Genomic DNA, 26,695 nt, shown 5'->3' with positions numbered 1-26,695 from the left:
CTTGGGCTTCATGATCGTGAGGGAAGACGCCGGCTTTTTGGGCGGCGCTGCCGCGCGTTGCTTTAGCGCGCGCCAGAGTTTTGGGCTCGGGTTCTTTTTATCTGCTCGATCTGTTCGGCGGCGAGGTCGGCGCGCAGCTTCAGCGAATCGGCGTGGGCTTGCAGACCCTGGGCCACCTCGGCCAGCTGCTGAGCCTTCGCGGCGCCGGCGTTGAGGCGCAGCCCTTCGGCCTGCAAGGCCTTCATCCGCAGGGCGAGGGCGCGCAGCGCGAGCAGCAGGATGACCAGGCCCAGCACCACCACGCCGATGACAATCCAGAGCACCACTTCAGCAGTGTATGCGCCGGCCTTCAGCTGTAGTTGTTCAGCGCGGCTATGGCGCTGGCGCGAACCGCGTCGGCGAGGTGTTCCGGCGAGACCACCGACACCTTGGGGCCAAGGCCGAGCACCAGCCGGCGGGCCCAGTCCAGATCGTTGACGCGCATGGAGACCAGCCACTCGTCACCGGGGACCTCGACCACCGACTCGCACGGGTAGTACTCGGTGATCCACCGGCTGCCGCGGCTGACCCGCAGCGTCATCAGGGTGGCCGAAGGGTCGGGCTGGAAGACTCCGTCGCTCAGATCGGCGCCCACCACGCCCGCGGGCGGGCGGGCCTTCTCGTCCAGCTCGACGAGCGCATCGATGCGGTCCACCCGGAACATCCGCACGCCTTGCGCGGAGCGGCACCAAGCCTCCAAATAGGAGCGACCGGAGACGGCGAGCAGCCGCATCGGGTCGATGACGCGATCGCTGGTGACATCGCGCGCCGCCGAGTAATAGCTGATCTGCAGGGCGTTGCCGCGCTCGAGCATGCCGGTCAGGGTCTGCACCCGATCGTTGTCGCCCGGCATGCGCACGGCCACCGGCGGCGCCTGCTCCAGCACGGCGGCCTTCTCGATTTTCGTCAGCGCCCGGTCGATGGCGTCGCGGTCGGAGACCCCCGGCGTCTCCATCAGCATCCGCAGGGCGACCACCAAAGCTGTTGCCTCGTCAGGGGTCAGCCGCAGCGGACGGCCGATGCCGGCGTCATAGGTGACGGTGACCCGGTCACCGTCGAAAGACATGTCGATCAGGTCGCCGGGGCCGTAGCCGGGAAGGCCGCACACCCACAGCAGCTCCAGGTCCTCCCGCAGCTGCTTCTCCGACACCGCCAGATCGGCGGCCGCCTCCCCGATCTCGATCCCGGGGCGCGCCAGCAGATACGGCACCAAATTCAGCAACCGTGCCAGCCGATCCCCCGCCGAGCCGCTACTCATGTGCTCATACCTTGGCCTCGGCCACTTCGGCGATGTCCTCCAGCCTCGCGATGATGGACTTGCGCACATCGTCGGGCTCCAGCACGGTGACGTCGGCGCCGTAGCCGACGAGCCAGGCGGCGAAGCCGTCGGCGTCGGCGTAGCGCATCTCCAGCACATCACCGTCCACTGTGGACGCTACCTCGGTGGCCCAGCGCCGCACGCCTGCCGCGCGGCCGTGGCGTACCAGGACCCGGGCGGTCTGGGTGCGCTCGACCGGGCCGGACCAGTGGGCAACATAGCCGATCAGGTCGACGTCGGCGGGCGGGGCGAAGGCGCCGACCGGCCCGTAGCCGAGAACCTGCCCGACGATGCGGGAAAGCCGGAAACACCGTGGCGCGTCGCGGTCGATATCGAAACCGACCACGTACCACCGGCCACGCCAGCAGACCACTCCCCACGGTTGCAGGTGGCGGGTTTTGGGGGCGTCGTCCTCCGGTACCCGATATTCGAAGGTCACCTGGCGGCGCGCTCTGGCCGCGGCGGTCAACGGCTCGAAGGAGGCATCCACCGCGATAACCGGCTCCACGCCCAGCGTGGCGTGCGGATCCACCTCGACGCCCCCGGCTCTGAGCTTGGCCAGCCCGGAGGAGGCGGCCGCCGCCATCCCGGCATGCCGCCACAGCCTGGCCGCCACCCCGACCGCGGCCGCCTCGTCGGGGGCCAGCGGAATGGGCGGTAACGCATAGTCACGATGGGCTATGCGGTAGCCGGGCTCGCTGTCGAAGGCGCTCGCCGTGCCGGTCTCCAGCGGCACGCCAAGCGCTCTGAGCTCGGATTTGTCTCGCTCGAACTTGCGCTGAAAGGCGTCGTGTTCCTTGGCATCCTCGGGGTCGTGCTCGTATCCGGGCACGGTCGCGGCGATCTGCGCCGCGGTCAGGTAACGGCGTGTGGAGAGCAGACATATCACCAGATTGACCAGGCGTTCAGTACGGCTGCGCGACACAAGCGCCACGCTAGCAGCGCTAGGTCCAGAAGCGGAAACAGGTAACCGTCCCCCTAAAGTGGACGTAGTGACCGAACGACAACAATCAGTAGCTACGGAGAGTGTGACCACCGTCATCGTCGCCGGTGGGGCCAACCTTGCCATCGCCCTCGCGAAGGTCGTGGCGGGCGTGTTGTCCGGTTCCGCGGCGATGCTGAGCGAGGCCGCGCACTCGTTCGCCGACACCACCACCGAGGTTCTGCTCTACGTGGCGCTGCGTCGCGGCGCCCGGCCCGCGGACGAGAGCCACCCCTTCGGCCACGGCCGCTCAGCCTTCGTCTGGGCCCTATTGGCGGCCCTGTTCACCTTCGTGGCGGGGGGCGGCTTCGCGGTCACCCACGGCGTCAACACCATCCTCAACGGCGAGGCGCCGGGTAATCCCACTGTCTCCTATATCGTGCTTGCTATCGCTTTTGTACTGGAATCGGTCTCGCTGACGCAATCGGTGCGCCAGACCCGCCGCGCGGCGCGGCGCTGGAGGACGCCGTCGCTGCGTTTCCTTCGCCTGACCTCGGACACCACCCTCAAAGCCATCGTGCTGGAGGACGTCGCCGCGCTCATCGGCCTGGTCATCGCCGGTGCCGGGATCGGAGCGAGCCACGCCAGCGGCAACTCGTTCTGGGACGGCCTGGCCTCCGTGCTGATCGGCCTGCTGCTTCTGGTGGTCGCCGTCGTGCTGGCTCGCGCCAACATCTCCCTGCTGATCGGGCAGGCCATGCCGCTGGAGGCGCGCGACGGCGTGCTGGCGATTCTGCGGGCCACGCCGCACGTGAACGCGGTTTATGAGCTGTACACCCAGCAACTTGGGATCGGCAACGTTCTGGTCGCGGCTAGAGTCGGGTTTGTGGACACGGTGACGGCCGGGGACGTACAGCGAGCCTGCGAGCTGGGCGAGCAGAGCCTGCGAGCCGCGTTTCCCACCATCAAGCAAGTGTTCCTAGACCCGACCGGAGCGAGCTCATGATCCGATGGCGTGAAGGAAAGGTCATCCAGCGGCTGCGCGAGTGGCGCGGGGCGGTGGAGCTGACGGTCGAGGTCGACGCTCGCCAGGTCAGGGCGCTGGCCTACCCGGCCGTGGTGGGCGAGCCGGTCATCGGCGATCGCGTGCTGCTCAACACCAACGCGCTCGATCTGGGCTTGGGCACCGGCGGCTACGCCATCGTCGTGGCGATCCCCGACCGGCTCCCGCCCGACCCGGTCTTCGAGGGTCATATCGTCAAGTCGCGCTACAGTCCACTTCAGACGGTCGTGCTCTCGGTGGACGAGGAGAACTCGCCCTGCCGGCCCATCATGGAACGCGCCTCACATCTCGCCGGAATGCCTGTGGTGACAGCGGATTTGCACTCCGCCCTGCCCGCGGTGGTGGCCGGTATCCACGCCGACGCGCCACATGCCCGCATCGCGTATGTGATGACCGACGGGGGCGCGTTGCCGGCCGGCTTCTCCCGCAACCTTGACGCGCTTGCAGACCATTTGGTGGGTACCGTGACGACCGGCCAATCCTGGGGAGGCGACCTGGAAGCGGTGACCGTCCACAGTGGACTTCTCGCGGCAAGGCATGTGCTCGCCGCCGACATCGCGGTGGTGACCCAGGGTCCCGGCAACCTCGGCACCGGTACCACATGGGGATTCTCCGGAATCGCGGTCGGCGAGGCGGTCAACGCGGCAGGCGTCCTCGAAGGCCGGCCGGTGGGATCGCTGCGCATCTCTGAAGCCGATCCCCGCGCCCGGCATCGGGGGCTGTCGCACCACAGCCTGACCGCCTACCAGAAGGTGGCTCTCGTGCCGGCCGAGCTGGCCGTGCCGGAAGGGCTCAAACCCCATGTGCTGGAAGGAATCGCGCCGTTGGCCCAGCGGCACACGCTGGTCACCGTCGCCACCGATGGGCTCGACGACGCGCTGCGCAAGTCACCGGTCACCCACAGCACGATGGGCCGCGGCCTCGACGACGACTACCTCTATTTCCTCGCCGCGGCAGCGGCTGGACGCCATGCCGCCAGCCTGATCGCCGAGAACGGTCAGGAGAAGTAGATCAACGCGCCGAACGCGGCGAGAATCGCGACCAGGATGGCCGTGAGCACCCAGGTGGGCACCTTGTACTCACCGCGCCGATTGGCTTGGATCTCAGCGACGATCTTGTCGCGGCGCCGTTGCATGAAGTTGGCCCGCACATCGTGCGGGGTGACCTCAGGCTGTTCATTGTTCATAGTGGGTCCAGCTTACCGGCATAAGCGAGAACTGGAACATCCGCTCACCCCGACGTTACGGCCGCAGTCACGCCGTAGGTCGGGTATCGGACAGAGCGCACGTTGTCCTGTCTCGGCTGCTAGGCAAGGTAGAGGGCCTAATCGTCACTCCCGATAGCCTGGTAACCTGGCGCGCGCCAACCAAGCAGGAAGTGTAGCCTTCTTGAGCTGGTCGGGGTTGATCGGGAGCAGAACAAAAATCGAGAACGATTGAGGGTGATGTCGTGGCCAACTTTGACGAATGGACCCGCGACGTAGTCATTGTCGGCGGGTGTGGCCGGGTCGGGCTGCCGCTCGGCATCGCCTTGGCCGCCAGGGGTCTTTCGGTCACGCTGTACGACATCAACCAGGCTGCGGTCGATGTCGTCAACAGCGGCACCCTCCCCTTCGACGAGGACGGCGCGGCGGAGCCGCTGCGCGAGGCCGCCACCACAGGGCGGCTCAAGGCCACCACCGATCCGGCCAGTGTCGGGACGGCGGAGAACATCATCGTCATCGTGGGCACGCCGGTCGATGAGCACCTCAATCCCAACATCGGCGCTGTCCCGCAAGCCATCGAGCGCTGTGCCGATCACCTGCGCCACGGTCAGCTCATCATCCTGCGCAGCACGGTCCACCCCGGGGTCACCGCGCTGACCGAGCGCATGCTCTCGCGCCGCGGCCTGCGCATCGATGTGGCCTTCTGCCCCGAGCGCATCGCCGAGGGCAAGGCGATGACCGAGCTGTTCGACCTGCCGCAGATCGTGGCCGCGCGCGACGACACCGCGGCCGATCGGGCCGAGAAGGTCTTCCGCAACCTGACCGGCAGCATCGTGCGCCTGCAGCCGGAGGAGGCGGAGCTCGCCAAGCTGTTCACCAACACCTGGCGGTACATCAAGTTCGCCGCGGCCAACCAGTTCTGGATGATGGCCAACGACGCCGGGCTCGACTTCGAGCGCATCCGCCACGCCATTTCCTTCGACTACCCACGGGCCGCCGACATCCCCGGCCCCGGTTTCGCCGCTGGGCCATGCCTTTTCAAGGACACCATGCAGCTGGCCGCGTTCAACAAGAACAACTTTGTGCTCGGCCACTCGGCGATGCTCATCAACGAGGGCCTGCCGCTGTATCTGGTGTCGCGGCTTGAGAGCGCTTACGACCTGCAGAACCTCACGGTCGGCATCCTGGGCATGTCGTTCAAGGGTGGCAGCGACGACCCGCGGGAAAGCCTCTCCTACAAGCTTCGCAAGATCCTCATGTTGAAGGCCAAGGAAACCCTCTGCAACGACCCTTACATTGCCGACGATCGTTTCCTCCCCCTCGACGAAGTGCTTGAGCGCGCTGACCTTCTGGTGATCGCCACCCCGCACCCCGAGTACCGCGACCTCGCCACCGACAAACAGGTTGCCGACCTTTGGGGCATCACCGGGCGAGGCATGCGCGTATGACGCCCGAGGTCTCGGTGGTCATCCCCGTATACAACGAGGGAGAAGGCATTATCGCGTGCCTTGAGCGCATCCTGCGCGAAGTCACGCTTCCGGCCGAGGTGCTCGTGGTGCATGACACGATGGACGACTCCACGATCCCCTTCGCGGCCAAGGTCGCCGCCACCGATGACCGCGTGCGCACCGTGCACAACACCTACGGTCGCGGGCCGGCCAACGCCATCCGGTTCGGCATCCACGCCGCCCGGGGCAAGGTGGCCGTGGTGACCATGGCTGACGGTTCCGACGACCCGCGCCAGATCGACGAGCTGGCGCGTCTGGTCGACCGCGGGGTGGTGGTGGCCGCCGCCTCGCGCTACATGCCAGGCGGGCAACAGGTTGGCGGGCCTCGGTTCAAGGGCATGCTGTCGCGCTGGGCCGGCCGCTCGCTGCGGATCCTGGCCCGGGTGGGCACCCGCGACGCCACCAACAGCTTCAAGGCCTACTCGACGGAGTTCGCCCGCAACGTGGGCATCGAGAGCCGTACAGGTTTCTCGATCGGCCTCGAGCTCACGGCCAAGGCACACCGGCTTCGGCTGCCCGTGGCCGAGATCCCCACCATCTGGCTCGATCGCACGCTGGGCGAGTCCCGCTTCGATCTCGCGGGCTTCCTGCCCGCTTACCTCAGGTGGTACAGGTTCGCCTTCGGACCTCGTCTCACCATGGAACAACTCAAGAACAGGCGACCCCCAGAGGCAATAGTTCGCCAGCCCGGTTCTAAGGAAAATTTGAAGGAGAAGGTCGGAAAGTGACAAAGGTTCTCATCACTGGCTCGGCGGGTTTCATCGGCGGCTACGTCGTGGAAGACATGCTGAAGCGGGGCTATCAGGTTGTTGGTGTCGACAACTATTCCAAGTACGGCCCCGTCACGAAAAGCTACGACAACCACCCCGACTACCGGTTCATCGAAGGTGATGCCCGCGACGTCGACCTGATCTCCGGCCTGCTCGCCGACTGCGACCACTTCATCGCCGGTGCCGCGATGATCGGTGGCATCTCGTACTTCCACGCCTACGCCTATGACCTGCTCGCCACCAACGAGCGCATCATGGCTTCCTCCTGCGACGCGGCGATCCGTGCCTTCCAGGCCGGCACCCTCAAGAAGATGACCTACGTGTCGTCGTCGATGGTGTTCGAGTCGACCGAGCACTGGCCGAGCAAGGAAGGCGACGAGCGCCGCATCCCGCCGCCGCTGTCGTCCTACGGCTTCCAGAAGCTCGCCGTGGAGTACTACGCGAAGGCCGCGTGGGACCAGTACAAGCTGCCGTACACCATCGTGCGCCCGTTCAACTGCGTCGGCATCGGTGAGGGCCGCGCCCTCGGTGACGCGGAAGTGTTGTCCGGCAACGTCAAGCTGGCCATGTCGCACGTCGTGCCCGACCTGGTCCAGAAGGTCATCAAGGGTCAGGACCCGCTGCACATCCTGGGCGACGGCGAGCAGGTGCGCCACTACACCTACGGCGGCGACCTCGCCCGCGGCATCGTCGACACCCTGGAGCACCCGGCGGCGTTCAACGAGGACTTCAACCTCTCCACCGCCGAGTCGACCACCGTCAAGGCGCTCGCCGAGGTGATCTGGCACAAGATCAAGGGCCCGGACGCGCCTTTGCAGCTCGTGTCCGACACGCCTTTCGAATACGACGTGCAAAAGCGCGTGCCGGACGTCAGTAAGGCCCGTGACGTTCTCGGTTATGAGGCCACCACCTCGCTGACCGAAATGCTCGACGAGGTCATTCCGTGGGTCACCCAAGCGGTGGCGGACGGCCGACTCTAGGCTTTCTATTTCCGCTGTTCATGTGGGGCGTGCCACCGTCGAGTCGACGGTGGCACGCTTCTTTAACCAAGTCTTGCCATTTGGTGTCCGCTGGTCGATGATTGCCCATCACCAGCCCCCGCCAAGAGGTAGAAGATGACCACTTCCGAATTGTCTGCGCCCTCACGGGAGCAGGCTGAAAGTCCGGCTTTACCACGCCTCTTGGTATTGCGGCAGCAACTGTCAAAGCTCTTTCCCGAGACCGAGGCGCGGCCCCGGCCCAAACGGGCGCTGCTGTGGTCGGCGCTGGCCGTCTTCGCCGGCACCATCGTGAGCCTGGCCCGCACCACCGGAGCGGGGCCTTTTCAGACGATCTGGGAGGAGGACGCCCGCGACCTGCTGACCGACGCCCTGATGAGCCCCACCGCTTACAACCTGGTCAAGCCCTACGTGGGCTACTTCCAGGTGGGCCCGCGCATCATGGGCGAGGTGGCCGCGCTCTTCCCCATCTCCTGGGCCGCCGCCATCCTGTCGATCCAGGCCGCAATGTTGTGTGCCGTGCTCGCCCTGGGCGTCTACATCGCCAGCGGCACCCACTTGCGCCACCCCTTGGCCCGGTTCCTTGTCTCTGCCCCGATGTTGTTCTCCCCCACCGCCGAGAACTGGGCTTCCGAGATCTACAACCGTCCAGCCACCATCCAGTTCTTCTTGGTGTACGCGATGTTCTGGTTCGTGCTGTGGGTGCCCGGCGGCCGGGCCGGGCGCATTGTCCAGGTGGCTGCCATTGGCATGTCGGCGATTTCCACGTTCCTGGTGGTCATCCTGATCCCGCTGGCCGTCGTCCGGCTCTGGGTGCGCCGCGACCGCCTCAGCCTGATGATGGCCGGCCTGCTCACCTCCGGTCTGGTCATTCAGATGGCCGGGCTGTACTTCGGGCTGACCGACCGCAACTTCGCCTCGCCGCGGCAAGACCCGTTCTGGGCCCTGCAAAGCTTTGTCCTGTGGGCGATGCCGCACTCCATGCTCGGCTGGAATCAGGCCTGGATGCTCAGCGAGCACCCGGTGAGCCTGGACCACGTGCTGCGGGCGGTGGTGGCGTGGCTGATCGTGCTCGCGGCGGTGGCCGTGGCGTTCTACCGCCTTACCCGGCCCCGCTGGCTGCTGGCCGCGGTGGCCTTCGCCCACGCTGTCGCCTTGGCCTGTATGACGATTATGGCCAACGGCATGATCACTCAACGCTATCTGCTTCCGGTGGAGATGCTCATCTTCACCGCGCTCGCCGCGCTGCTGATCCCGGCCAGCCGTCCGATGGCCGATCGCCGGGCTTTCGCCCTCGCGCATGCCCCACTGGCCGTGCTGACCTGTTTTCTCCTGTTGGTCAGCGCCGTCAACTATCGACACAACGACACCTATCGCCACAAGGGTCCGCTGTGGACGCAGCAGGTGAAGCTGGGCGCGGAGTCGTGCAGTGAGTGGAGCGCAAGGCGCGAGGTGACCCTGCGCTCAGGGCCGGCGCCCTACTACTCGCTGGTGGTCGTGCCGTGTCACGTGTTCCGGACCTACCGCTGGTGCGAATGGCCCTACTGCGTGCAGATCGACGACGGCGTGCCGGACTCGGCGACGCCTCGCAAAGAGGACTGAAGCCTCGGTCACATCGACGCGATAAGCCTTTCCACCCGCTCGTCGTGGGCGCGGAAGGGATCCTTGCACAGCACGGTGCGCTGCGCCTGGTCGTTGAGCTTCAGGTGGACCCAGTCCACGGTGAAGTCACGGCGCTTCTCCTGCGCGTGGCGGATGAACTCGCCGCGAAGGCGCGCCCGCGTGGTCTGGGGCGGCGTTTCCTTGGCCTCAAAGGTGCGTAGGTCGGTGACCACCCGGTCGACCTTGCCGCGCTTTTCCAGCAATGGGTAGAGACCGCGGCCGCGGCGCAGGTCGTGATATGCCAGATCCATCTGCGCGATCCGCGGGCTCGACAGCGGCAGATCGTGCTTCTTCTGGTAGGCCTCGATGAGACGGAGCTTGGTCACCCAGTCGATCTCGCGGCCGACGCTCGCCAGATCTCCGTCCTCCACCGCGGTCAGCACCCTGCCCCAGAGGTCGACCACGCGTTGCGACACCGGGTCGGCGCCGCGGCGGCCCATGAACTCGACCGCCTTCTCGTGGTAGATGCGCTGGATCTCCAGCGCGCTGGCCTCCTTGCCGTTGGCGAGCCTGACCTTGCGCCGTCCGGTGATGTCGTGGGAGACCTCGCGGATGGCTCGAATCGGGTTCTCCAGCGCCAGATCCGGCATGGCGACGCCGGTTTCAATCATGCGCAGCACCAGATCCGCGCTGCCGACCTTGAGCAGCGTGGTGATCTCGTTCATGTTCGAGTCGCCCACGATGACGTGAAGCCGGCGGTAGCGCTCGGCATCGGCATGCGGCTCGTCGCGGGTGTTGATGATCGGCCGGCTGCGGGTGGTGGCGCTCGAAACGCCTTCCCAGATGTGCTCCGCGCGCTGGGACAGGCAGTAAACCGCGCCCCGCGGGGTCTGCAGCACCTTTCCCGCGCCACAGATCAGCTGGCGGGTGACCAGGAACGGGATGAGCACATCGGCGAGCCGGCCGAACTCGCCGTGCCGGCTGACCAGATAGTTCTCGTGACAGCCGTACGAGTTGCCGGCCGAATCGGTGTTGTTCTTGAAAAGGTAGATCTCCCCGGCGATTCCTTCGTCGTGAAGCCTTCGCTCGGCGTCGACGAGCAGCCCCTCCAGGATCCGCTCGCCGGCCCGGTCGTGCGCGACCAGATCGGCCACCGAGTCACACTCGGGCGTGGCGTATTCGGGATGGGAGCCGACGTCGAGATAGAGCCGGGCGCCATTGCGCAGGAAGACGTTGCTCGATCTGCCCCAGGAGACCACCCGCCGGAACAGATACCGGGCGACCTCATCGGGAGAAAGCCGCCGCTGCCCGCGATAGGTGCAAGTAACGCCGTACTCGGTTTCGAGCCCGAAGATTCGCCGATCCATGCTCAGACAGTAGCGGGCAAAGCGCCCAAGGTCACATGCCGCCATGCCTCAAACTTGCCGTGTAGTCACGACAGTCTGAGAATTGCGGCAAAATGCCCTTTTGTTCCGCCTCGGCGAGGGTCGGTGCGGTCTCGTCGCGCGCCGACAGGATCGGCTGAGCCACCGGCCATTCGATCCCGAGCGCCGGATCCAGCGGATGCACCACGAACTCGGCGGCGGGGTTGTACACGGCCGAACACATATAGGCGATCATCGTGTTGTCGGTAAGCGCGCAGAAGCCGTGCCCGAGGCCCTCCGCGAGATAGACCGAGCGCCGATTGGTCTCGTTGAGGCGCACCGCCTCCCACTTGCCGAAGGTTGGCGAGCCGACCCGCAGATCGACGACCACGTCCAGAAGCGCACCCTGCATGCAGGTGATGTACTTCGCCTGGCCGACCGGCACCGACGCGAAATGGATGCCGCGCACCACCCCGGCGGCCGAGATGGAAATGTTGGCCTGTGCCAGTTTCAGCGGATGCCCCACCGCCTCGGCCAGCGCGTCCCACCGGTACCACTCCATGAACTGGCCACGGGAGTCGCCGCGCAGCTCAGGCTCGACCTCGAAGGCGCCCTCGATCCCGAGAGGATGAATTTTCACACCTGACTCCCCGGCGGCGGGCTCTGCGTCGCGCTCGTCGCTTCCAGCAGGCCCAGCAGATAGTTGCCGTAACCACTCTTGAGCAACGGCTCGGCCAGGTCACGCAGCTGGCCGTCGCTGAGGAAACCCGCGCGCCAGGCGACCTCTTCGACACAGCCGATCTTCATGCCCTGCCGCTCCTCGATCACCCGCACATACTCGGCGGCCTGGACCAGGGAGGCGAAGGTGCCGGTGTCCAGCCACGCTGTTCCCCGGTCGAGCACGCTGACCATCAGCTGGCCGCGGCGCAGGTACTCGGCGTTGACCGCCGTGATTTCCAGCTCGCCCCGGGCCGACGGGCGCAGATCGTGGGTGATCTTCGCGACCTGGTTGTCGTAAAAGTAAAGGCCGGGAACGACATAGCGGGAACGGGGCTGCTGCGGCTTTTCCTCGATCGACAAGACCCGGCCCGACTCGTCGAACTCGACGACGCCGTATTCCTGCGGGTTGGCCACCGGGTAGGCGAAGATGCGGCTGCCCTGCAGCGGCGCTCTCCCGCCCAGTTGCCGGCCCAGACCCGTACCGTGAAAAATGTTGTCGCCCAAGATAAGCGCCACATCGTCGTCGCCGATGAACTCCTCGCCGATAAGGAAAGCCTGGGCTATCCCCTCGGGGCGGGCCTGCACCGCGTACTCAAGCCGCACACCCCACTGCGAGCCGTCCGCCAGCAGCCGCTCAAATTGTGGCCGGTCCTGCGGTGTGGTGATGATGAGCACATCGCGAATACCGGCCATGATGAGGGTGGACAGCGGGTAATAAACCATAGGCTTGTCAAAAACCGGCATCAGCTGCTTTGAGACCGCTTTCGTGATCGGCCAAAGCCGCGATCCGGTGCCGCCGGCAAGGAGAATTCCACGCATCCGGCGAGCCTACCGCGCACCGGGCGCGTGCTATCAAGGGCTGGTCACGGCTTTGCGCGGTGGTCGCGTAGACTGCCCGAGCTATGAGGATCCTTGTCACCGGCGGGGCCGGCTTCATCGGCTCGAACTATGTCCGCATGCTTCTGGGCGACAGCATCGGCCACGATGAAGTGCACGTCACCGTGCTGGACAAGCTGACTTACTCCGGGAACATGGCCAATCTGGCGCCTGTGGCCGACCATCCCAATCTGGTGTTCGTGCAAGGCAGCATCTGTGACGAAGATGTTGTCGATGGCGTGATGCAGCGCCAGGATGCCGTCGTTCACTTCGCCGCCGAATCCCACGTCGACCGTTCCATCACCGGGGCGATGGAATTTGTGCGCACCAATGTCGAAGGCACCCAGACCCTGCTGGACGCGGCGCGCCGGCACGCGGTGGGCCGCTTCGTGCATGTCTCCACCGACGAGGTTTACGGCTCGATCGCCGAGGGCTCCTGGACAGAGGAGTGGCCGCTGGCGCCGCGATCGCCCTACGCCGCCTCGAAAGCGGGATCAGATCTGATCGCGCTCGCCTGCCATCGCACGCACGGGCTGGACGTGGTGGTCACCCGATGCTCGAACAACTACGGCCCTTACCAGTTCCCGGAAAAGGTCATCCCGCTGTTTGTGACCAACCTGTTGGACGGCAAGAAGGTGCCGCTCTACGGAGACGGCCTCAACATCCGTGACTGGCTGCACGTCGATGACCACTGCGCGGGAATCCAGCTGGCGTTGACCAAGGGCCGTTCCGGCGAGGTCTACCACATCGGCGGCGGAACCGAGCTGACCAACCGCGAGCTCACCGAGCGGCTGCTGGAAGCGTGTGGCGCCGACTGGTCGATGGTTGTGCCGGTGGAGGACCGCAAGGGCCACGACCGGCGGTACTCGCTGGACATCACGAAGATCCGCAACGAGCTCGGCTACGAGCCAGGAGTCAGCCTGGCCCAGGGCCTGGCCGACACCGTCTCCTGGTACAAGGAGTCGCGCGCGTGGTGGGAGCCGCTGAAGGCAGCGCCGGCTCAATGACCCGGTGGCTGATCACGGGCGCAGGCGGGATGTTGGGGCATGACCTCGCGGAGCTGTTGCGTGCCGATGCCACCCAGGAGATCACCGCGCTGAACCGGGCCGGTCTTGACATCAGCGATCCTCAGCAGGTGCGCGATGCGGTGCTGGGGCACGACGTGGTCGTCAACGCGGCCGCGTGGACCGATGTCGACGGCAGCGAAACACAGGAAGCCGCCGCGACCGCGATCAACGGTGGTGCCGTGCAAGGGCTTGCCGACGCGTGCCGGCAGACCGGAGCCATCCTCATCCACCTGTCCACCGATTACGTCTTCGACGGGCAGGCCACGTCGCCGTACCGGGAGGACGCGCCCACCAAGCCCGTGAACGCTTACGGCCGCAGCAAACTGGCAGGCGAGCAAGCCGTGCTGGCCACCCTGCCCGAGACCGGTTATGTCGTGCGCACCTCCTGGCTTTACGGCGCCAACGGGCGCAACTTCGTGCAGACCATGCTCGATCTGGCGTCGAAACGGGAAACCCTGTCCGTTGTCAACGACCAGCACGGCCAGCCCACCTGGACCAAAGCCTTGGCCGCCCAGATCGCCGAGCTGGCCGCTTCGGCGCGGCAGCGCCAGGCGCCGGCCGGGGTCTACCACGGCACGGCCGGCGGCCAGACCACCTGGTTCGAGCTTGCCGTGCAAGCTTTCCGGCACGCAGGCCTCGACCCGGCCCGGCTCACTCCGGTGTCCAGCAACGAATTTGTGCGTCCCGCTGCCCGGCCCGCCTACAGCGTGCTCGGGCACGATCGCTGGCGTCAGGCCGGATTGGCCGCCCAGCCCGGGTGGGACATTCAGCTCAAGGCGGCCTTCGAAGCAGAGGTGTTCAGAAAGGTGAACCCGTGAAGCGGCTTGCGGCGCTGCTGCCCAAAGGCACCCTGCTGGTCGGCCTCGGGGTCGGCACGCTCGGCGCGGCCGCCTACGCCCAGCTCGCGGTAGCCGGCCACACCCTGCCTGCGCAGGAGATGGCAGCGCTGGCCGTGATGTGGTCGATCGTCGCCGCGGTCGCGCCCGGGCTGTTTTTGCCCCTGGAGCAGGAGGTGACCCGTCTGGTCGCCAGCCGCAGAGCGGTCGGCGACCCGATCGGGCCGGTGCTGTCCAAGGGCCTCATCGCGGTCTGCCTGGCCTGCTGCGTGTTGCTGGTCGGCGCCTGGGCCACCCAGGATTGGGTCGCTTCGCTTTTCTTCCACGGCAACCGGACCATGGTCTGGCTCACCTTCGCCGCTATCGGGGTGACCGCGGCGGCCCACGCGACCCGGGGCGCTCTTGCCGGCTTGGGCCGCTTCGGCTGGTACGGGTCACAGCTGGCCATCGACGGGTCCATCCGCCTCGTCGGCACGGCCGTGGTCGCGAGCAGTGCCATGTCCGGCAACGTTTCCGCCTACGCGATGCTGATCGCGCTCGCCCCGCTGGTCTCCGTGCTCTGCACGCTGCCCCCGATCGTGCGCTCCAACACCGCGGGTGTGGCGCTGCCGTGGGCCGATCTGTCTGGCAAGCTCGGTCAGCTCACCGCCTCAGCATTCCTCAACCAGCTCATGATCAACGTGGCGGTCATCAACGCGCAGCTGCTGGCCGGCCCAGACGACGGCCCCGAGCTGGCCACGGCACTGCTCGCCGCGATGATCCTGGTGCGGATTCCGGTCTTCCTGTTCGGCGCCATGCACGGGGCGTTGCTGGCCGGCGCCACCACCGCGGTCGCCGAGTCGGACAGGGAAGGATTGCGGCGTCTCATCCGCCGCGCTCTGATCGCGGTCACCGCGATGGCAGGCGCCGCGGCCGTGGTGCTGGTGCCGTTGGGGTCGTTCCTGGCCGCCCGCCTCTTCAACGCACCCAGCGTGCTGACCTGGCTCGATTTTCTGCTGCTGTGCCTTGGCGTGGTGGCCTATCTGTGGGCTTTCGTCTTCGGCCAGACCTCGGTGGCGCTCGAGCAGCACGGCCGGCAGGCGCTGTGCTGGATGGCGGGAACGGTCGTGCTTTTCGCCGTATGCCTTCTCCCGCTTCAGGTTTCGCTGCGGGTCGAGCTGGGCCTGGTGCTCGGGGCGTTCACGACGGCCGCACTGCTGGGCATGGGCCTGCGCCGCAGCATTCAGTCGGCCCCCACGCTCACCGTCTTGGTTCCCGAGGCCGCCGCCAGATAGCGACGGCCTCGGGTCTAGCGCGGGTCTAGCTCAGCTTTCAGCGCGCCTGGGTCGCTTTCACATCCGCGCGGCTGGACATCGGGGTGACCCCGGTGCGCCGCCACAACGCCCACTGGCGGTCTTTGTTCTCGTAGGTGTAGACCCGGGTCCAGCCCAGCGCGGTGCCGTCCCAGTGCACCGAGTGGCAGTCCTTGGTTTCCTCTTCCTCACAGACCTCGTTGGCCTTCTCCGGGTACCAGGGCGCGATGACCACGGTCGCGGAGGGGCCTGGCTGCCCCGTCAGAGCGTCGAACTCTGTGACCGGTGACCAGGTGACCTCACGCTGGTGGTTGAGGCGGGAGCCGAGGTCCACCTGGACCGCGGACTGCACCACGTCGTCGCTGGTGACCCCGAGGTCGTGGACGAGCCGGGATCCGGGCACATATTCCAGGGCCACCATCGGCTGGATCGAGTTCACGTTCACCGACACCATCGCCACTGTCCAGACGATGGCTGCCACGCCCATCGGAATGAACCAGCGCCGCAGCAGCCACAGGGCCAGCATCGCCATCGCCAGCAGCGCCGCCTTGAACGGGCGGAACGCCTCCCAGGCGTTGGCCAGGAACGACACCTCCGGGGTGTCGAAGGGAGAGAACCACTCGCCCACCGCCATGCGCGCCAGGACCACGAACATGGTGACCGCCAGAACCACGCCGGCGTCGCGCATCAGCCTGAGCTTGGCCCGCTGCTCCGCCCCCACCAGGGCCGCGATGCCGACCATGAGCCAGATCGGGGCCAGCCAGGCAATGTAACGGAAGTAGACGTGGTTGCTGACCCGGCCGTCGGGCGGCAGGGCGGCCGCGCTGGCCAGCGCGATCAGGACGGTGCTGGCCAGGGCCGTGCCGAAGACCGCCCGGCGGGCGAAGTCGCCCGGCTCGCGCATGGCCCGGTAGCCGACGACGACGCCGACCAGCGCCAGGCCACCGGTGGCCACACCGAGGTACCAGATCTGCCCGGTGGCATCGGTGACCATGCGCACGAATCCCAGCGCGTCGGTGACCGCCTCCAGCATCTTGCTGTCAGGCTCCACCCCGCCATGCTCCAGGCTGCTGCCGACGACCGTCTTGAGCAGCCAGTCCAGCCGGGTGACAAGCAGCGCCGTTACCGCGGAGGCGATGCCTAAGGCGTACCTACTGCGCTTGGACAACAGGACGACCGCCACTAGGCCAAGATGAATAGCCAGCATGATGATGCCGCGCACATGAACGACGTAGGCATAGCCGACCACGATGCCGGCGAAGACCGCTGCGGTGACCCGGCCAACGTTGGTGCGCCCGCCCAGCCATCCGTGAATCAGCAACAGCCAGGCCAAGCCGAGCGGCGCGAACAGAACATCGGTAAGTGTGAATTCGCTGTAGTAAACAACCGCAGGCAACGCTGCGCCGACGAAGGCCATCGCCAGCGACAGGGCACGGCCGGTGGCGAGCAACCGGCGGGCGAACAGATAGGCCAGCGGGAAGGTGAACGCGCTGATCACCGCGCCGATCAGCTGCGCGTAGTGGTAGACCTTGAACGGATCCTGTACGTACCAATAAATAGGGGCCAGCAGAATCGGGTAACCGAGGCGCCGGAAGGCCACCGTGTCATTACCGAAGCCGCCCGGCCCGCCGGTCAGCGCCCGCGCGGAAAGCAGATAGCGGTCCTCGTCTGCGTGCGCCACAACGGTGGGCACATAGCGGATGAGCCAGATGCGCCATGCGAGGTGGGCCGCGAACCCGAGCAGAAGGAGCAGCGGCAGAAAAATTCGCCACTTGTTAAGTGAAGGTCGTGTGGTAGGCCCGGCCTCCACGGCTGCCTCCCGAGTCTGACTGTCAAGCAGGCTCGTCACGCGCAGATCCCCAATCGCGGTAGAAAGTACGCAGCCACCTTACATGTGACGCTATTCGCCGGTGGTGAGACACTGCCCCAGCTGCCCAGTCACCCTGACCGATCAAAAGCTGGCTAGGATGCAACATCGTGAAGGCATGGGCCACGGTGCGACGGCACTGGGCGATTCTGATCCTGCTGGCACTGGCGGTCGTCCTGCGAGTGCTGATTATGGCTGCCTACCAGCCGGCGTTCTGGTTCTACGGGGACAGCGGCGCCTTCATTGAAAGCAGTATCCGCTCCGGCCTGGATCCGTATGACGTGGGTGGTCTCGGTTACAGCGTCGTGCTCAAGGTGCTCAAGGTCACCGGCTCGTTCGCGGTGGTCGTCGCACTGCAACATCTGCTCGGTCTGCTGACAGCTCTCGCCATCTATACCTTTCTTTACCGCCGTGGGGTACGAATTTGGCTTGCCTGCCTGGCGACAGCGCCTCTTTTGTTTGACTCGCTGCAGGTGACCCTGGAGCACTATGTGCTCGGCGAGACCATGTTCGTCGCGCTGTCGGTGACCGCGATTCTGCTGCTTCTCTGGCCGAAGAAGCCGGGCTTGGTGGCGTGCGCGCTTTCCGGCTTCGTCATCATGTTGGCTTGGTTCACCCGGCCCAGCACCATCCCCATGGTGATCATCATGCTGGGCTTCCTCGCGATCCGGCGCGTGGGATGGCGGCCGCTGCTGGCGTTCGCCATCGCATTCGCCATCCCCTATGTCGCGGTGCAGAGCTGGATCGGCGACCGGCCGTCCGCCTTCGGCACCAGTTACGCCAACCGTGCCCTCTACGCCCGGGTGTCCAGCTTCGTCGACTGTGACCGGCTCACCCTCACCGAGGCTGAGCGGCGGCTGTGCCCGCTGGAGCCGCTGGGTCAGCGCCACGACCGCACCGACTACTACGGCTGGAACGGGCCAGCGGTGCAAGTCCCGAAGAACGACAACGAAATTCTGCGCACCTTTGCCCGCAAGGCCATCGCCGCGCAGCCAGCCGACTATGCGCAGGTGGTGCTGCGCGACCTGGCGCCCCATTTCATTCCGGGCCGCCATATCGGCCCGGAAAGTGATTGCCTGCGCGAAAAATGGAGCCTGCCCGCCACCATCAAGGGCACGCCCGTCCCCCTTGCCTGCACTCCCGCGCTGACGCAGAACACGTGGGACAACGAATTCGCCGACGACAAGGACGCCCCTGCCGCGACCGGGCTGAGCACCTTCCTCGCCGGCTACGGCAAGGTGATGCGCACAGTGCCCATCGTCACGTCGCTTGCCCTACTGCTTGCGCTGGTCGCCGCGATCCGCTTCCGCCGTGGCAGCCGCGACGCTGCAGACACCATCACGCTCGCTCTCATCACCGTCAGCCTGGTCATCCCGCCCGTGCTGGTGGCCATGTATGAGGCGCGCTACGGGCTGCCCGCGCTGGTGTTCGCGAGTATGTCCGCGGGGCTGTCATGGCGCCATCTCAGCAAGGCCGGCTCCTCCCACCCGGCAGGCGACCAGCCGCAGGTGCCGGCTACCGAGCCCGCGGGCATCGCATGATAACCAGCACGACGCCTGCGCGGCGATTTGACTGGGCGGTAGTTGTCCTTTTTGGACTCTTCTTGGCCGGCCGGGTGGCCATCGTCTTACAAGGTAAGGTCTTCACCTCGTTCGACACCTTCTCCTACGCGTACCGCAACGACCCTGCCTGGGACAGGGGGGCGCTGGTTTCGTTCACGGGGCAGGCACCGCGGCCCTGGGGGGTGCCGCTGTTCTTCGCGATGTTCTCCGACGATGGCAGCCGCGCAGTCGGGCAGTGGGCGCTGGGCACCCTCGCCTGGGCCCTGCTCGCCCTATCCGTGGCCATGTTCCTGCGCCACCGGTCCGCCCGGATCGCCGCGATGGCGGCCATCGTCCTTTTAGGACTGACGCGCTCGGTCGCCAGTTGGGACTTCGCCATCCTCTCCGAGTCGCTGTCGATCAGCCTCGGCGTGGCCACCCTCGCGCTCTTCCTGTGGTGGCTGCGCACCCGTGCGCTGTGGCCGTTGGTGACGATGGTGGTCGTCGCCGTGTGGTGGATGTTCACCCGACTCGACATGTTCGTCTTGGCCGCGCCATTAGGGGTGGCTCTGGTGTGGTTCGTTTGGCGGCAGCGCGCTTCCGGGCAGCCCAGCTCCGGGCGATGGCGGGCCGCCGGCGCGGCGGCCGGTGTGCTGGTGCTGCTGCTCGCAGCGGGCTGGAGCTATGCCATCGGGCCGAAAAGCGTGCAGACCCAGGTGAGATGGACGGCCGATCCCACGCTGTCGCACGAACGCGGGCTGATGATGTACCGCCTGCGCCTGAGCGTCTTCAGCGATCCGCAAGTCTTGGCGGCTTTCCAGAGCGAGCTCGGCATGCCCGGGTGCGCTGCCGTCGACCAGATGGTCCGCACCCGGCAGGACTGGGCCATCGAGGAATTCGCCCGCGCTGTGGACACCTGCCCCGAGTTGCGGACGTGGACTGACGCGCACCTGACCGATCTGTGGAGCCGTTACGCCACCACGATGCCGGCACTTTTCGCACGCCAGGTGATGGGGTCAACCGGTGACTCGCTGACCGGTGCGGCGTATGCCGATGTTCCGGCGCTTGTCCCGGTACCCGTCGAAAAAATGTTGTTCTCCAAGCGATTCCCGTTGCCGATCACGATAGCGATGCTTGGCCTGAGCCTGTTCTTGGCGCTCTTCGCGGGGTCGAGGCGGCTGCAGCCGCAACTGATGATGACCGGAATCGCCATGGCCGCCACGGCTTTGGCAAGCGTGGTGCTGACCGTCATTGTGAGCTCTGGGGAGGTGTGGCGCTTCGGGATTCAGGAGACCATCGCGGTGCGCATCGCCATAATCATCCTGCTCGCAAGCGCCCTCGACTCATGGCTGACCTCGAGGCATTCAGCCGCGCCGGGCAAGCCGAGCTGACCGCATTACTTCCGGCGCATCGCTCAATCTCTTCCCTGCGCGGACTTCGTTTGATCATAACTGTGTATGTGTTTTGCTCCGAAGTAACGCCGCTGTATGGTAACCGGGGTTAGTTCGCGCACAGGGCTCCTGCCTGGCAAATCAGGCGTCACGCGAGCTGTTTTATGATCACTTGAAGGGAGTGACATGTCCAGCGAAGGTTGGTCAGCGGACCTGCCAAGAGTGACAGCCATCGTAGTCGCTTACAACACGCCGGAGCCGTGGCTTCGCCACGCTGTCACCGCATTGACGACCTCGGAGAAGGTTGACGTCGATGTGGTGCTGGTGGACAACGGCGGTGTCGACGACGCCGCCACCGAGCTGTCCCGTGACCCCCGCGTAAAACTGGTGCGCCCCGGCCGAAACACCGGCTTCGCGGGCGGCTGTAACGCTGGAGCTGAATTCGCTACGGGCGATTACATAGCGTTCATCGGCGATGACGCGGTGGTGGAACCCAGCACGTTGGCCCGCCTGATCGAAGAATTGCAGACACCGGATATCGGTATCGCTGCGGCAAGCATGCGGCTTTCTGAAAATCCGGAGTTGCTTAACTCACGTGGCAACCAGATCCACGTTCTCGGGCTGAGCTGGGTGGGCGGTCTGGGTGAGCCGGAGACGCGCACGAGCCCTTCCAACACCGCCGGCGCCATGGGCGCTGGCATCGTGATGAGCCGGGCGCATTGGGAACGCTTGGGCGGCTTCTTCGATCACTACTTCGCGGGCTACGAGGACGCCGATCTGGCGCTTCGAACCTGGCGGATCGGATTGCGCGTCGTCAGTGTGCCCGATGCCCCGATCGTTCATAGGTACGTCTTCCAAGCCCATCCGGGCAAATACTTCCGGACCGAACGCAACCGCATCATCTTCGTCACCACTCTCTGGAGCCCACGCGCACTGTTCCTCCTCGCCCCCGGCTTGATCGGGCTGGAGCTCTGCATGATCGCCCTGTCGGTCAAGCAGGGCTGGTTCGGCGACAAGGTCAACGCCTGGAAGGACGTCTGGCAGAACCGCCAGTCGATCATCGCGCGGCGCCGGGTCGTGAGGCGGGAGCAGACCGTGCCTGACCGGGTGTGGATGCGCATGCTTACCGCCAGATTGGACACGCCACTGCTCAAGGAGATCCGCGTGCCCCAGCCGGTGGTCGGCACACTCAACGCGATTGCCGGGGCATACTGGTCGCTCGTCCGCCGATTGGTCTAAGCCCGATGGCTAGACCTCCTGGTGGCCCCGCATCTTGCACGTAGGGTAAGGTCGGGCCCGAGTCATGCTGATTTTGAAGGGGCCAGCCTGTGGCAGACAACAACATTGAGGTCACGGTCGTTCTGCCGTGCCTGAACGAAGCCGAGACACTTGCTGTCTGCGTCACCAAGGCCCTCAAGTCACTCGCCGAGCTCGGCGTCGTGGGTGAGGTTCTGGTCAGCGACAACGGCTCGACCGACGGTTCGCAGAGCATCGCCATCGAGAACGGCGCCCGGGTGGTGAACGCGCCGATCCGCGGCTACGGTGGCGCGCTCATGGCCGGCATCGACGCAGCCCGCGGCCGCTATGTGATCATGGGTGACGCCGACGACTCCTACGACCTTTCCAACCTCGGCCCCTTCATCGAGAAGCTGCGCGAAGGTCACGACGTCGTCATGGGTAACCGCTTCAAGGGCGGAATCGCCCCCGGCGCCATGCCCCCGCTGCACCGATACCTGGGCAACCCGGTGCTGTCCTGGATCGGCCGTCACCTGTTCCGCCTGCGCAACGTCGGCGACTTCCACTGCGGTCTGCGCGGCTTCTCCCGCCAGCGAATCCTCGACCTCGGGCTGTGCATGCCGGGCATGGAGTTCGCCTCCGAGCTGGTGGTCCGCTCCTCGCTGGCCGGTTACTCCATCGTCGAGGTTCCCACCACGCTTCAGCCCGACGGCCGCAGCCGCGCGCCGCACCTGCGCACCTGGCGCGACGGCTGGCGTCACCTGCGCTTCCTGCTCGTGTTCGCGCCGCGCCGCACCCTGGTCCAGCCCGGCATCGCGCTGGCCACCATCGGCATGGTCGCCACGGTCGCCCTGGCCCTCGGCCCGGTCACGATCGGCAACGTCACCTTCGACATCAACGCGCTGGCGTACAGCTGCCTGGCCCTGCTGGTCGGTTCGCAGCTGGTCCTGTTCGGCGCATTCGCCGAAGTCTATGGACGGTTCGAAGGCATAGTTCACGAATCGCGGCTCATCAGCTGGACCAAGTGGCTCCGGCTGGAGGTCTGCGCGGCCATCGGCCTGGCGCTGGTCCTGCTCGGCCTCATCGGCACCATCGGCGCGCTGAGCGCCTGGGGCTCGGCCGACTTCGGCACGCTCGACCCGCACGGCACGATCCGCCTGGTGCTTCCTAGCGCCACCTCGATCGCCGTCGGCGTGGTCATCCTCTGCGCCGGGCTGTTCACCAGCCTGCTGACCCTGCGCAAGAGCGCCCGACTGATCAGCCACGACACCCAGACTCCCGAGGAAAGCGACTCGGCCCTCCTGGGCGTCTGACCCCCCGGGTCTGCAAGCAACTCAAAAGGCGGTGGGCTTCATGCCCACCGCCTTTACTTTGCCTGTGTGCTACTTGGCTGGGCCGTTGCCCTTGCCGTTGGTCTTCGGCGGAGTCGTGCCGGGGTCGCCGTTGGCGGCGGCACCATTGGCGGCCTCCTCGCTTGCCCCGGCCGGCTTGGCTGGCTCCGCAGGAGCGGCCGCCGCCTTGGCCGGCAACAACGTGGCCAACGCCGGCCCCAACACCCGCCGGAACGTGCGGCCCTTCCGCGCGCGGTCAAGCACCGCCACCTCGAGCTGCTCCGCGGCGATGTTGCGCGAATTGCCACCCTCGCCGCCCACACTCGCCAGCGCCTTCACCGCGAGCTTCAACGCATCCTCGAACGAGTGCGACTCGCTGTGCTCGGCACGCAGCACGTTACCGATCGCCTCGGCCTGGCCACCCATCGCCATGAAACCCGGCTCGTCCTGTACCGAGCCGTCGTAGGTCAACCGGTAGAGCTCGTCCTTGGCCGCGGTGGCACCCACCTCGGCCACACAGATCTCCACCTCGTAGGGCTTGCCCTGCTCGCTGAAAATCGAGCCGAGCGTCTGCGCATAGGCGCTGGCCAGCGCCCGCCCCGTCACATCGCGGCGATCGTAGGAGTAACCCCGCAGATCGGCCATGCGAACCCCGGCCGATCGAAGATTCTCGAACTCGTTGTAGCGGCCCACCGCGGCGAACCCTATCCGGTCGTAGATCTCGCTCACCTTGTGCAGCGTGGTGGAGATGTTCTCCGCCACGAACAGCACACCCCCGGCGTAGGTCAGCACCACCACACTGCGGCCGCGAGCGATGCCCTTGCGGGCATACTCCGAGCGGTCCCGCATGATCTGCTCAGGGGAGGCGTAGAACTGCATAGCCACGGCGGTAGGTCTCCTTTAGACAGTGGGCTCGTTGCGGCGCTCTGCGAGAACGGCTTCAGCCATCGCGCCCGTTTCCGCGTCGCTGAGCCGGTTGGTTCCCTCCGCGGTGGCTGTCATCACCACCGGGAAAATCTTGCGGATCACGTCCGGGCCACCGGTCGCGGTGTCGTCATCGGCCGCGTCGTACAGCGCCGCCACCGCCAGGTTCGCCGCCGCCTGCGCGTCAAGGCCGGGCCGGTACGTCTTCTTCAGCGCCGACTTGGCAAACAGCGAACCCGAACCGATCGCGTCGTAGCCGTGCTCCTCGTACAGCCCGCCCGCCACATCGAAACTGAAGATGCGCCCAGCCTTCGCCGGGTCGGACGCGTCGAGATCGAACCCGGCGAACAGCGGGATCACCGCGAGCCCCTGCATCGCGGCACCCAGGTTGTTGCGAATCATTGTCGCGAGCCTGTTCGCCTTGCCGTCCAGCGACAGCATGGCGCCTTCGATCTTCTCGTAGTGCTGCAGCTCCACTTGGAACAGTCGCATCAGCTCCAGCCCCACCCCGGCCGTGCCCGCGATGCCCACCAGCGAATAGGGATCGGCCGGATGCACCTTCTCGATGTCACGGCTGGCGATCAGATTGCCCATCGTGGCGCGCCTGTCGCCGGCCATCACCACGCCACCGCTGAACGTCAGCGAGACGATGGTGGTCGCATGTGGAGCAATGTCGTGGGTGCCGGCCGGCAACGTCCGCCTGCCCGGCAACAGCTCTGGTGCGGCTTGGCTCAAGAACTCCGTGAAGGAAGACATGCCCGGCGTGGTGAAAGCAGCCGGTAGACGCCCGGATGAATTAAAACCCGCTGACACGAGGTCTCCTTCAGGTAGGTGATCGCATTACTGGTTCCACGAACATTACCGAATGGGTGGTCATGTTCAACGCGCTCGGGTCCCGGTGCGCCGCAGTTCCGCTCGAGTCAGCGTCGAACGCCGCTTGAGCTGGCTATCGCGTCGCAAAAATCGGACAAATATACTTATTGCCCGCCTTTCTGGACATACCCCCGGACAAATTCTTCGGCGTTTTCCTCGAGTACGGCGTCGATCTCGTCGAGGAGGTCATCGACGTCTTCGCCGATCTGCTCGACCCGCTCGGCGACCTCGGGATTGACCTCGGGCGCTACCTCATCGACCTCATCTTCACGCCGCGATTTGCCTGACTGCGACTGCCCACCGTCTTGTGTGGCCATCGGGTGCCTCCTACTTTCGAATGCGTTAAACGTAGCGCGCTGGTGTCATGAAAGCGATCACCGCTAGAGGATCAGCTGGTGATGATTTCCAGAAGGTCCTTAGCGCTCGGGCAGCGATCGAACAGCGCGCCAACATGTTTCTTGGTGCCCTTTTCCGGTTCCATCATGGGTACCCGAACCAGTGCCTCGCGACCCACATCGAAGATGACCGAATCCCAGCTGGCCGCAACCACCTCGGAGGCATACTTGGCCAGGCAGCGCCCGCGGAAGTAGGCGCGCGTGTCGTCGGGCGGCTCGACCATGGCGAGCTCGACCCGCTGCGGGTCGAGCATGGTCTTCATCGCGCCGCGGGCCACGAGCCGGTGGTAGAGCCCCTTTTCCTCGCGCACATCGGCGTATTGCAGGTCGACGAGCTGGAGTTTGGAGGAGGCCCAGCCGAGGTTTTCGCGCTCGCGGTAGCCCTCGAGAAGGCGAAGCTTGGCCACCCAGTCGAGCTCCTGCGAGCACAGCATCGGGTCGCGGCCCAGCCGCTCCAACACGCTTTCCCAGCGCTGCAACACGTCGCGGGTCATCTCGTCGGTGTCGGACCCGGTGCGATCGTCCACAAAGGACTTGACCCGCTCGTAATAGGCCCACTGCACGTCCAGCGCGGTGAGGCGGCGCCCGTCGCGAAGGCGCATCAGGTGTTTCAGCGACGGGTCGTGGCTGACCGAGCGCAGCTCGGCGACCGGGTCGGCGATGCCGAGGTCGGTGCCGAGCGCCTTCTCCTCAATCATGGTGAGGATCAACGCGGTTGTGCCAAGTTTCAGATAGGTCGAGATCTCGGAAAGGTTGGCATCTCCGATGATGACGTGCAGCCGCCGGTATTTGTCGGCGTCGGAATGGGGCTCGTCACGCGTGTTGATGATGGGCCGCTTCAGCGTGGTCTCCAGGCCCACCTCGACCTCGAAGAAGTCGGCGCGCTGGGAGATCTGATAGCCGGCCTGGCTGCCGTCCTGTCCAATCCCGACTCGTCCCGCGCCGCAAACGATCTGGCGGGTCACGAAGAACGGGGTGAGGTAGGTGACGATATCGGCGAACGGCGTCTGCCGGCGCATGAGGTAGTTCTCGTGGGCGCCGAACGAGGAGCCTTTGTTGTCGGTGTTGTGCTTGTAGAGGTGGATCGGGTGGCTGCCCGGGATGGTGGCGGCGCGCCGGGCGCCCTCGGCCATCACCCGCTCCCCCGCCTTGTCCCACAGCACAAGGTCCAAGGGATTGGTCACCTCGGGCGTGGAGTATTCGGGGTGGGCGTGATCGACGTAGAGCCGGGCGCCGTTGGTCAGTATCACGTTGGCCAGGCCCAGATCCTCGTCGGCCAGCGCCTCCGCCGGGTCGTAGGCGGTGCCGGTGTAGGTGAAGCCGCGCGCGTCGCGCAGCGGCGACTCCTCTTCGTAGTCCCATCGCGCCCGGCCGCCGCGGGTCAGTTCGGGACGGGCCCCGTAAGCGTTGACCACCTGTGATGAGGTCACCATAGGGTTGGCCCCGGGCTGGCCGGGCACGGAGATGCCGTACTCGACCTCTGTTCCCATAATGCGCCGAACACTCATGCCATCAGCCTATCCGCATAGAGAGCGGGGCGGCGCCTTGCGGCACCGCC

General features: G+C 66.1%; 25 protein-coding genes. 13 read left to right on the top strand and 12 right to left on the bottom strand.

Annotated elements, in window-relative coordinates; all coding sequences use genetic code 11:
- Positions 1 to 62: 62 nt before the first annotated feature.
- Genes Rhe02_RS38250 through Rhe02_RS38240 form a run of 3 tightly spaced genes read right to left on the bottom strand, consistent with a single transcriptional unit; the run spans position 63 to position 2,282 of the window.
- Complete coding sequence (locus Rhe02_RS38250) at positions 63 to 326, bottom strand: hypothetical protein (RefSeq protein ID WP_203913370.1); 264 nt, start codon at positions 324 to 326, stop codon at positions 63 to 65.
- A 23-nt stretch (positions 327 to 349) separates the two neighbouring features.
- A complete protein-coding gene (locus Rhe02_RS38245) occupies positions 350 to 1,297 on the bottom strand; it encodes a helix-turn-helix transcriptional regulator (RefSeq protein WP_203913369.1) in 948 nt (315 codons plus the stop codon).
- A gap of 4 nt (positions 1,298 to 1,301) precedes the next feature.
- Positions 1,302 to 2,282 (bottom strand): helix-turn-helix transcriptional regulator, encoded by a 981-nt coding sequence (locus Rhe02_RS38240; protein WP_203913368.1) that lies wholly within the window; start codon positions 2,280 to 2,282, stop codon positions 1,302 to 1,304.
- A 67-nt stretch (positions 2,283 to 2,349) separates the two neighbouring features.
- Between Rhe02_RS38240 and Rhe02_RS38235 the strand changes: the two genes are divergently transcribed.
- Both Rhe02_RS38235 and Rhe02_RS38230 read left to right on the top strand, forming a co-directional pair.
- Positions 2,350 to 3,285 (top strand): cation diffusion facilitator family transporter, encoded by a 936-nt coding sequence (locus Rhe02_RS38235; RefSeq protein WP_239124325.1) that lies wholly within the window; start codon positions 2,350 to 2,352, stop codon positions 3,283 to 3,285.
- On the top strand, positions 3,282 to 4,352 hold the full coding sequence (locus Rhe02_RS38230; protein WP_203913366.1) for a DUF3866 family protein: 1,071 nt from the start codon (positions 3,282 to 3,284) through the stop codon (positions 4,350 to 4,352). The genes Rhe02_RS38235 and Rhe02_RS38230 overlap by 4 nt, the downstream gene beginning before the upstream one ends.
- Here Rhe02_RS38230 and Rhe02_RS38225 read toward each other — a convergent pair.
- Entirely contained in the window at positions 4,340 to 4,528 is a 189-nt protein-coding gene (locus Rhe02_RS38225) for a hypothetical protein (protein WP_203913365.1), read from the bottom strand. The genes Rhe02_RS38230 and Rhe02_RS38225 overlap by 13 nt on opposite strands.
- A 263-nt stretch (positions 4,529 to 4,791) precedes the next feature.
- On the opposite strand from Rhe02_RS38225, the gene Rhe02_RS38220 reads away from it, so the two are divergent.
- From Rhe02_RS38220 to Rhe02_RS38205, 4 genes are all read left to right on the top strand, one after another.
- The gene (locus tag Rhe02_RS38220) at positions 4,792 to 5,994 is read left to right on the top strand and encodes a nucleotide sugar dehydrogenase (protein ID WP_239124324.1); all 1,203 of its coding nucleotides are present in this window, start codon (positions 4,792 to 4,794) and stop codon (positions 5,992 to 5,994) included.
- A complete protein-coding gene (locus Rhe02_RS38215) occupies positions 5,991 to 6,782 on the top strand; it encodes a glycosyltransferase family 2 protein (protein ID WP_203913364.1) in 792 nt (263 codons plus the stop codon). Before Rhe02_RS38220 ends, Rhe02_RS38215 begins: the two co-directional genes overlap by 4 nt.
- Positions 6,779 to 7,804: an NAD-dependent epimerase/dehydratase family protein gene (locus Rhe02_RS38210; RefSeq protein ID WP_203913363.1), complete on the top strand. Its 1,026-nt coding sequence runs from the start codon at positions 6,779 to 6,781 to the stop codon at positions 7,802 to 7,804. Before Rhe02_RS38215 ends, Rhe02_RS38210 begins: the two co-directional genes overlap by 4 nt.
- 207 nt (positions 7,805 to 8,011) lie before the next feature.
- Positions 8,012 to 9,424 carry a hypothetical protein gene (locus Rhe02_RS38205; protein WP_203913362.1) on the top strand — a complete coding sequence of 471 codons (1,413 nt, stop codon included), beginning with the start codon at positions 8,012 to 8,014 and terminating at the stop codon, positions 9,422 to 9,424.
- Between the two features lie 8 nt (positions 9,425 to 9,432).
- Here the strand turns inward: Rhe02_RS38205 and pafA are convergent, their stop codons facing one another.
- Genes pafA through rfbA form a run of 3 tightly spaced genes read right to left on the bottom strand, consistent with a single transcriptional unit; the run spans position 9,433 to position 12,327 of the window.
- On the bottom strand, positions 9,433 to 10,791 hold the full coding sequence (gene pafA / locus Rhe02_RS38200; protein ID WP_203913361.1) for a Pup--protein ligase: 1,359 nt from the start codon (positions 10,789 to 10,791) through the stop codon (positions 9,433 to 9,435).
- 31 nt (positions 10,792 to 10,822) lie between these two features.
- Positions 10,823 to 11,428 (bottom strand): dTDP-4-dehydrorhamnose 3,5-epimerase, encoded by a 606-nt coding sequence (gene rfbC, locus Rhe02_RS38195; RefSeq protein ID WP_203913360.1) that lies wholly within the window; start codon positions 11,426 to 11,428, stop codon positions 10,823 to 10,825.
- A complete protein-coding gene (rfbA, locus tag Rhe02_RS38190) occupies positions 11,425 to 12,327 on the bottom strand; it encodes a glucose-1-phosphate thymidylyltransferase RfbA (RefSeq protein ID WP_203913359.1) in 903 nt (300 codons plus the stop codon). The genes rfbC and rfbA overlap by 4 nt, the downstream gene beginning before the upstream one ends.
- Before the next feature lie 83 nt (positions 12,328 to 12,410).
- Between rfbA and rfbB the strand changes: the two genes are divergently transcribed.
- From rfbB to Rhe02_RS38175, 3 genes are read left to right on the top strand one after another with little or no spacing between them, the layout of a single operon-like run.
- Positions 12,411 to 13,391, top strand: a complete 981-nt coding sequence (gene rfbB, locus Rhe02_RS38185; RefSeq protein WP_203913358.1) for a dTDP-glucose 4,6-dehydratase — start codon at positions 12,411 to 12,413, stop codon at positions 13,389 to 13,391.
- Positions 13,388 to 14,269 (top strand): dTDP-4-dehydrorhamnose reductase, encoded by an 882-nt coding sequence (gene rfbD / locus Rhe02_RS38180; protein WP_203913375.1) that lies wholly within the window; start codon positions 13,388 to 13,390, stop codon positions 14,267 to 14,269. The genes rfbB and rfbD overlap by 4 nt, the downstream gene beginning before the upstream one ends.
- A complete protein-coding gene (locus tag Rhe02_RS38175; protein ID WP_203913357.1) occupies positions 14,266 to 15,561 on the top strand; it encodes a polysaccharide biosynthesis protein in 1,296 nt (431 codons plus the stop codon). The genes rfbD and Rhe02_RS38175 overlap by 4 nt, the downstream gene beginning before the upstream one ends.
- 37 nt (positions 15,562 to 15,598) lie before the next feature.
- Here the strand turns inward: Rhe02_RS38175 and Rhe02_RS38170 are convergent, their stop codons facing one another.
- Entirely contained in the window at positions 15,599 to 17,428 is a 1,830-nt protein-coding gene (locus Rhe02_RS38170) for a hypothetical protein (RefSeq protein WP_203913356.1), read from the bottom strand.
- Between the two features lie 128 nt (positions 17,429 to 17,556).
- Between Rhe02_RS38170 and Rhe02_RS38165 the strand changes: the two genes are divergently transcribed.
- The 4 genes from Rhe02_RS38165 (at position 17,557) to Rhe02_RS38150 (ending at position 22,927) form a co-directional block, all read left to right on the top strand.
- Positions 17,557 to 18,987: a hypothetical protein gene (locus Rhe02_RS38165; protein WP_203913355.1), complete on the top strand. Its 1,431-nt coding sequence runs from the start codon at positions 17,557 to 17,559 to the stop codon at positions 18,985 to 18,987.
- Complete coding sequence (locus Rhe02_RS38160) at positions 18,984 to 20,378, top strand: hypothetical protein (RefSeq protein ID WP_203913354.1); 1,395 nt, start codon at positions 18,984 to 18,986, stop codon at positions 20,376 to 20,378. The genes Rhe02_RS38165 and Rhe02_RS38160 overlap by 4 nt, the downstream gene beginning before the upstream one ends.
- 186 nt (positions 20,379 to 20,564) lie before the next feature.
- Entirely contained in the window at positions 20,565 to 21,617 is a 1,053-nt protein-coding gene (locus tag Rhe02_RS38155) for a glycosyltransferase family 2 protein (RefSeq protein WP_239124323.1), read from the top strand.
- An 89-nt stretch (positions 21,618 to 21,706) separates the two neighbouring features.
- On the top strand, positions 21,707 to 22,927 hold the full coding sequence (locus Rhe02_RS38150; RefSeq protein ID WP_203913352.1) for a glycosyltransferase family 2 protein: 1,221 nt from the start codon (positions 21,707 to 21,709) through the stop codon (positions 22,925 to 22,927).
- Positions 22,928 to 22,996: 69 nt separating this feature from the next.
- On the opposite strand, the gene prcA is transcribed toward Rhe02_RS38150, so the two are convergent.
- The 4 genes from prcA to dop form a co-directional block, all read right to left on the bottom strand.
- Entirely contained in the window at positions 22,997 to 23,830 is an 834-nt protein-coding gene (gene prcA, locus Rhe02_RS38145) for a proteasome subunit alpha (protein WP_203913351.1), read from the bottom strand.
- A gap of 15 nt (positions 23,831 to 23,845) precedes the next feature.
- Positions 23,846 to 24,625, bottom strand: coding sequence for a proteasome subunit beta (gene prcB, locus Rhe02_RS38140; protein WP_373320770.1), 780 nt, complete (start codon positions 24,623 to 24,625; stop codon positions 23,846 to 23,848).
- Between the two features lie 221 nt (positions 24,626 to 24,846).
- Positions 24,847 to 25,059: a ubiquitin-like protein Pup gene (locus Rhe02_RS38135; protein WP_203913349.1), complete on the bottom strand. Its 213-nt coding sequence runs from the start codon at positions 25,057 to 25,059 to the stop codon at positions 24,847 to 24,849.
- 71 nt (positions 25,060 to 25,130) lie between these two features.
- Positions 25,131 to 26,645, bottom strand: a complete 1,515-nt coding sequence (gene dop, locus Rhe02_RS38130) for a depupylase/deamidase Dop (protein WP_373320769.1) — start codon at positions 26,643 to 26,645, stop codon at positions 25,131 to 25,133.
- Positions 26,646 to 26,695: the final 50 nt, after the last annotated feature.

The sequence above is a fragment of the Rhizocola hellebori genome (assembly GCF_016862955.1).
In the GTDB taxonomy this organism is placed as follows: Bacteria; Actinomycetota; Actinomycetes; order Mycobacteriales; family Micromonosporaceae; genus Rhizocola; species Rhizocola hellebori.
The sequence above is the reverse complement of the archived record's forward strand: the minus strand, read 5'-3'. Positions and strand labels throughout refer to the sequence as shown.

Bases quoted from the DNA above. Each gene is read 5' to 3' on its own strand.
- Rhe02_RS38245 (WP_203913369.1), bottom strand. From the start codon at position 1,297: ATGAGTAGCGGCTCGGCGGGGGATCGGCTGGCACGGTTGCTGAATTTG.
- Rhe02_RS38230 (WP_203913366.1), top strand. From the start codon at position 3,282: ATGATCCGATGGCGTGAAGGAAAGGTCATCCAGCGGCTGCGCGAGTGG.
- Rhe02_RS38225 (WP_203913365.1), bottom strand. From the start codon at position 4,528: ATGAACAATGAACAGCCTGAGGTCACCCCGCACGATGTGCGGGCCAAC.
- Rhe02_RS38215 (WP_203913364.1), top strand. From the start codon at position 5,991: ATGACGCCCGAGGTCTCGGTGGTCATCCCCGTATACAACGAGGGAGAA.
- pafA (WP_203913361.1), bottom strand. From the start codon at position 10,791: ATGGATCGGCGAATCTTCGGGCTCGAAACCGAGTACGGCGTTACTTGC.
- rfbA (WP_203913359.1), bottom strand. From the start codon at position 12,327: ATGCGTGGAATTCTCCTTGCCGGCGGCACCGGATCGCGGCTTTGGCCG.
- rfbB (WP_203913358.1), top strand. From the start codon at position 12,411: ATGAGGATCCTTGTCACCGGCGGGGCCGGCTTCATCGGCTCGAACTAT.
- rfbD (WP_203913375.1), top strand. From the start codon at position 13,388: ATGACCCGGTGGCTGATCACGGGCGCAGGCGGGATGTTGGGGCATGAC.
- Rhe02_RS38160 (WP_203913354.1), top strand. From the start codon at position 18,984: ATGATAACCAGCACGACGCCTGCGCGGCGATTTGACTGGGCGGTAGTT.
- Rhe02_RS38155 (WP_239124323.1), top strand. From the start codon at position 20,565: ATGTCCAGCGAAGGTTGGTCAGCGGACCTGCCAAGAGTGACAGCCATC.
- prcB (WP_373320770.1), bottom strand. From the start codon at position 24,625: ATGTCTTCCTTCACGGAGTTCTTGAGCCAAGCCGCACCAGAGCTGTTG.
- Rhe02_RS38135 (WP_203913349.1), bottom strand. From the start codon at position 25,059: ATGGCCACACAAGACGGTGGGCAGTCGCAGTCAGGCAAATCGCGGCGT.
- dop (WP_373320769.1), bottom strand. From the start codon at position 26,645: ATGAGTGTTCGGCGCATTATGGGAACAGAGGTCGAGTACGGCATCTCC.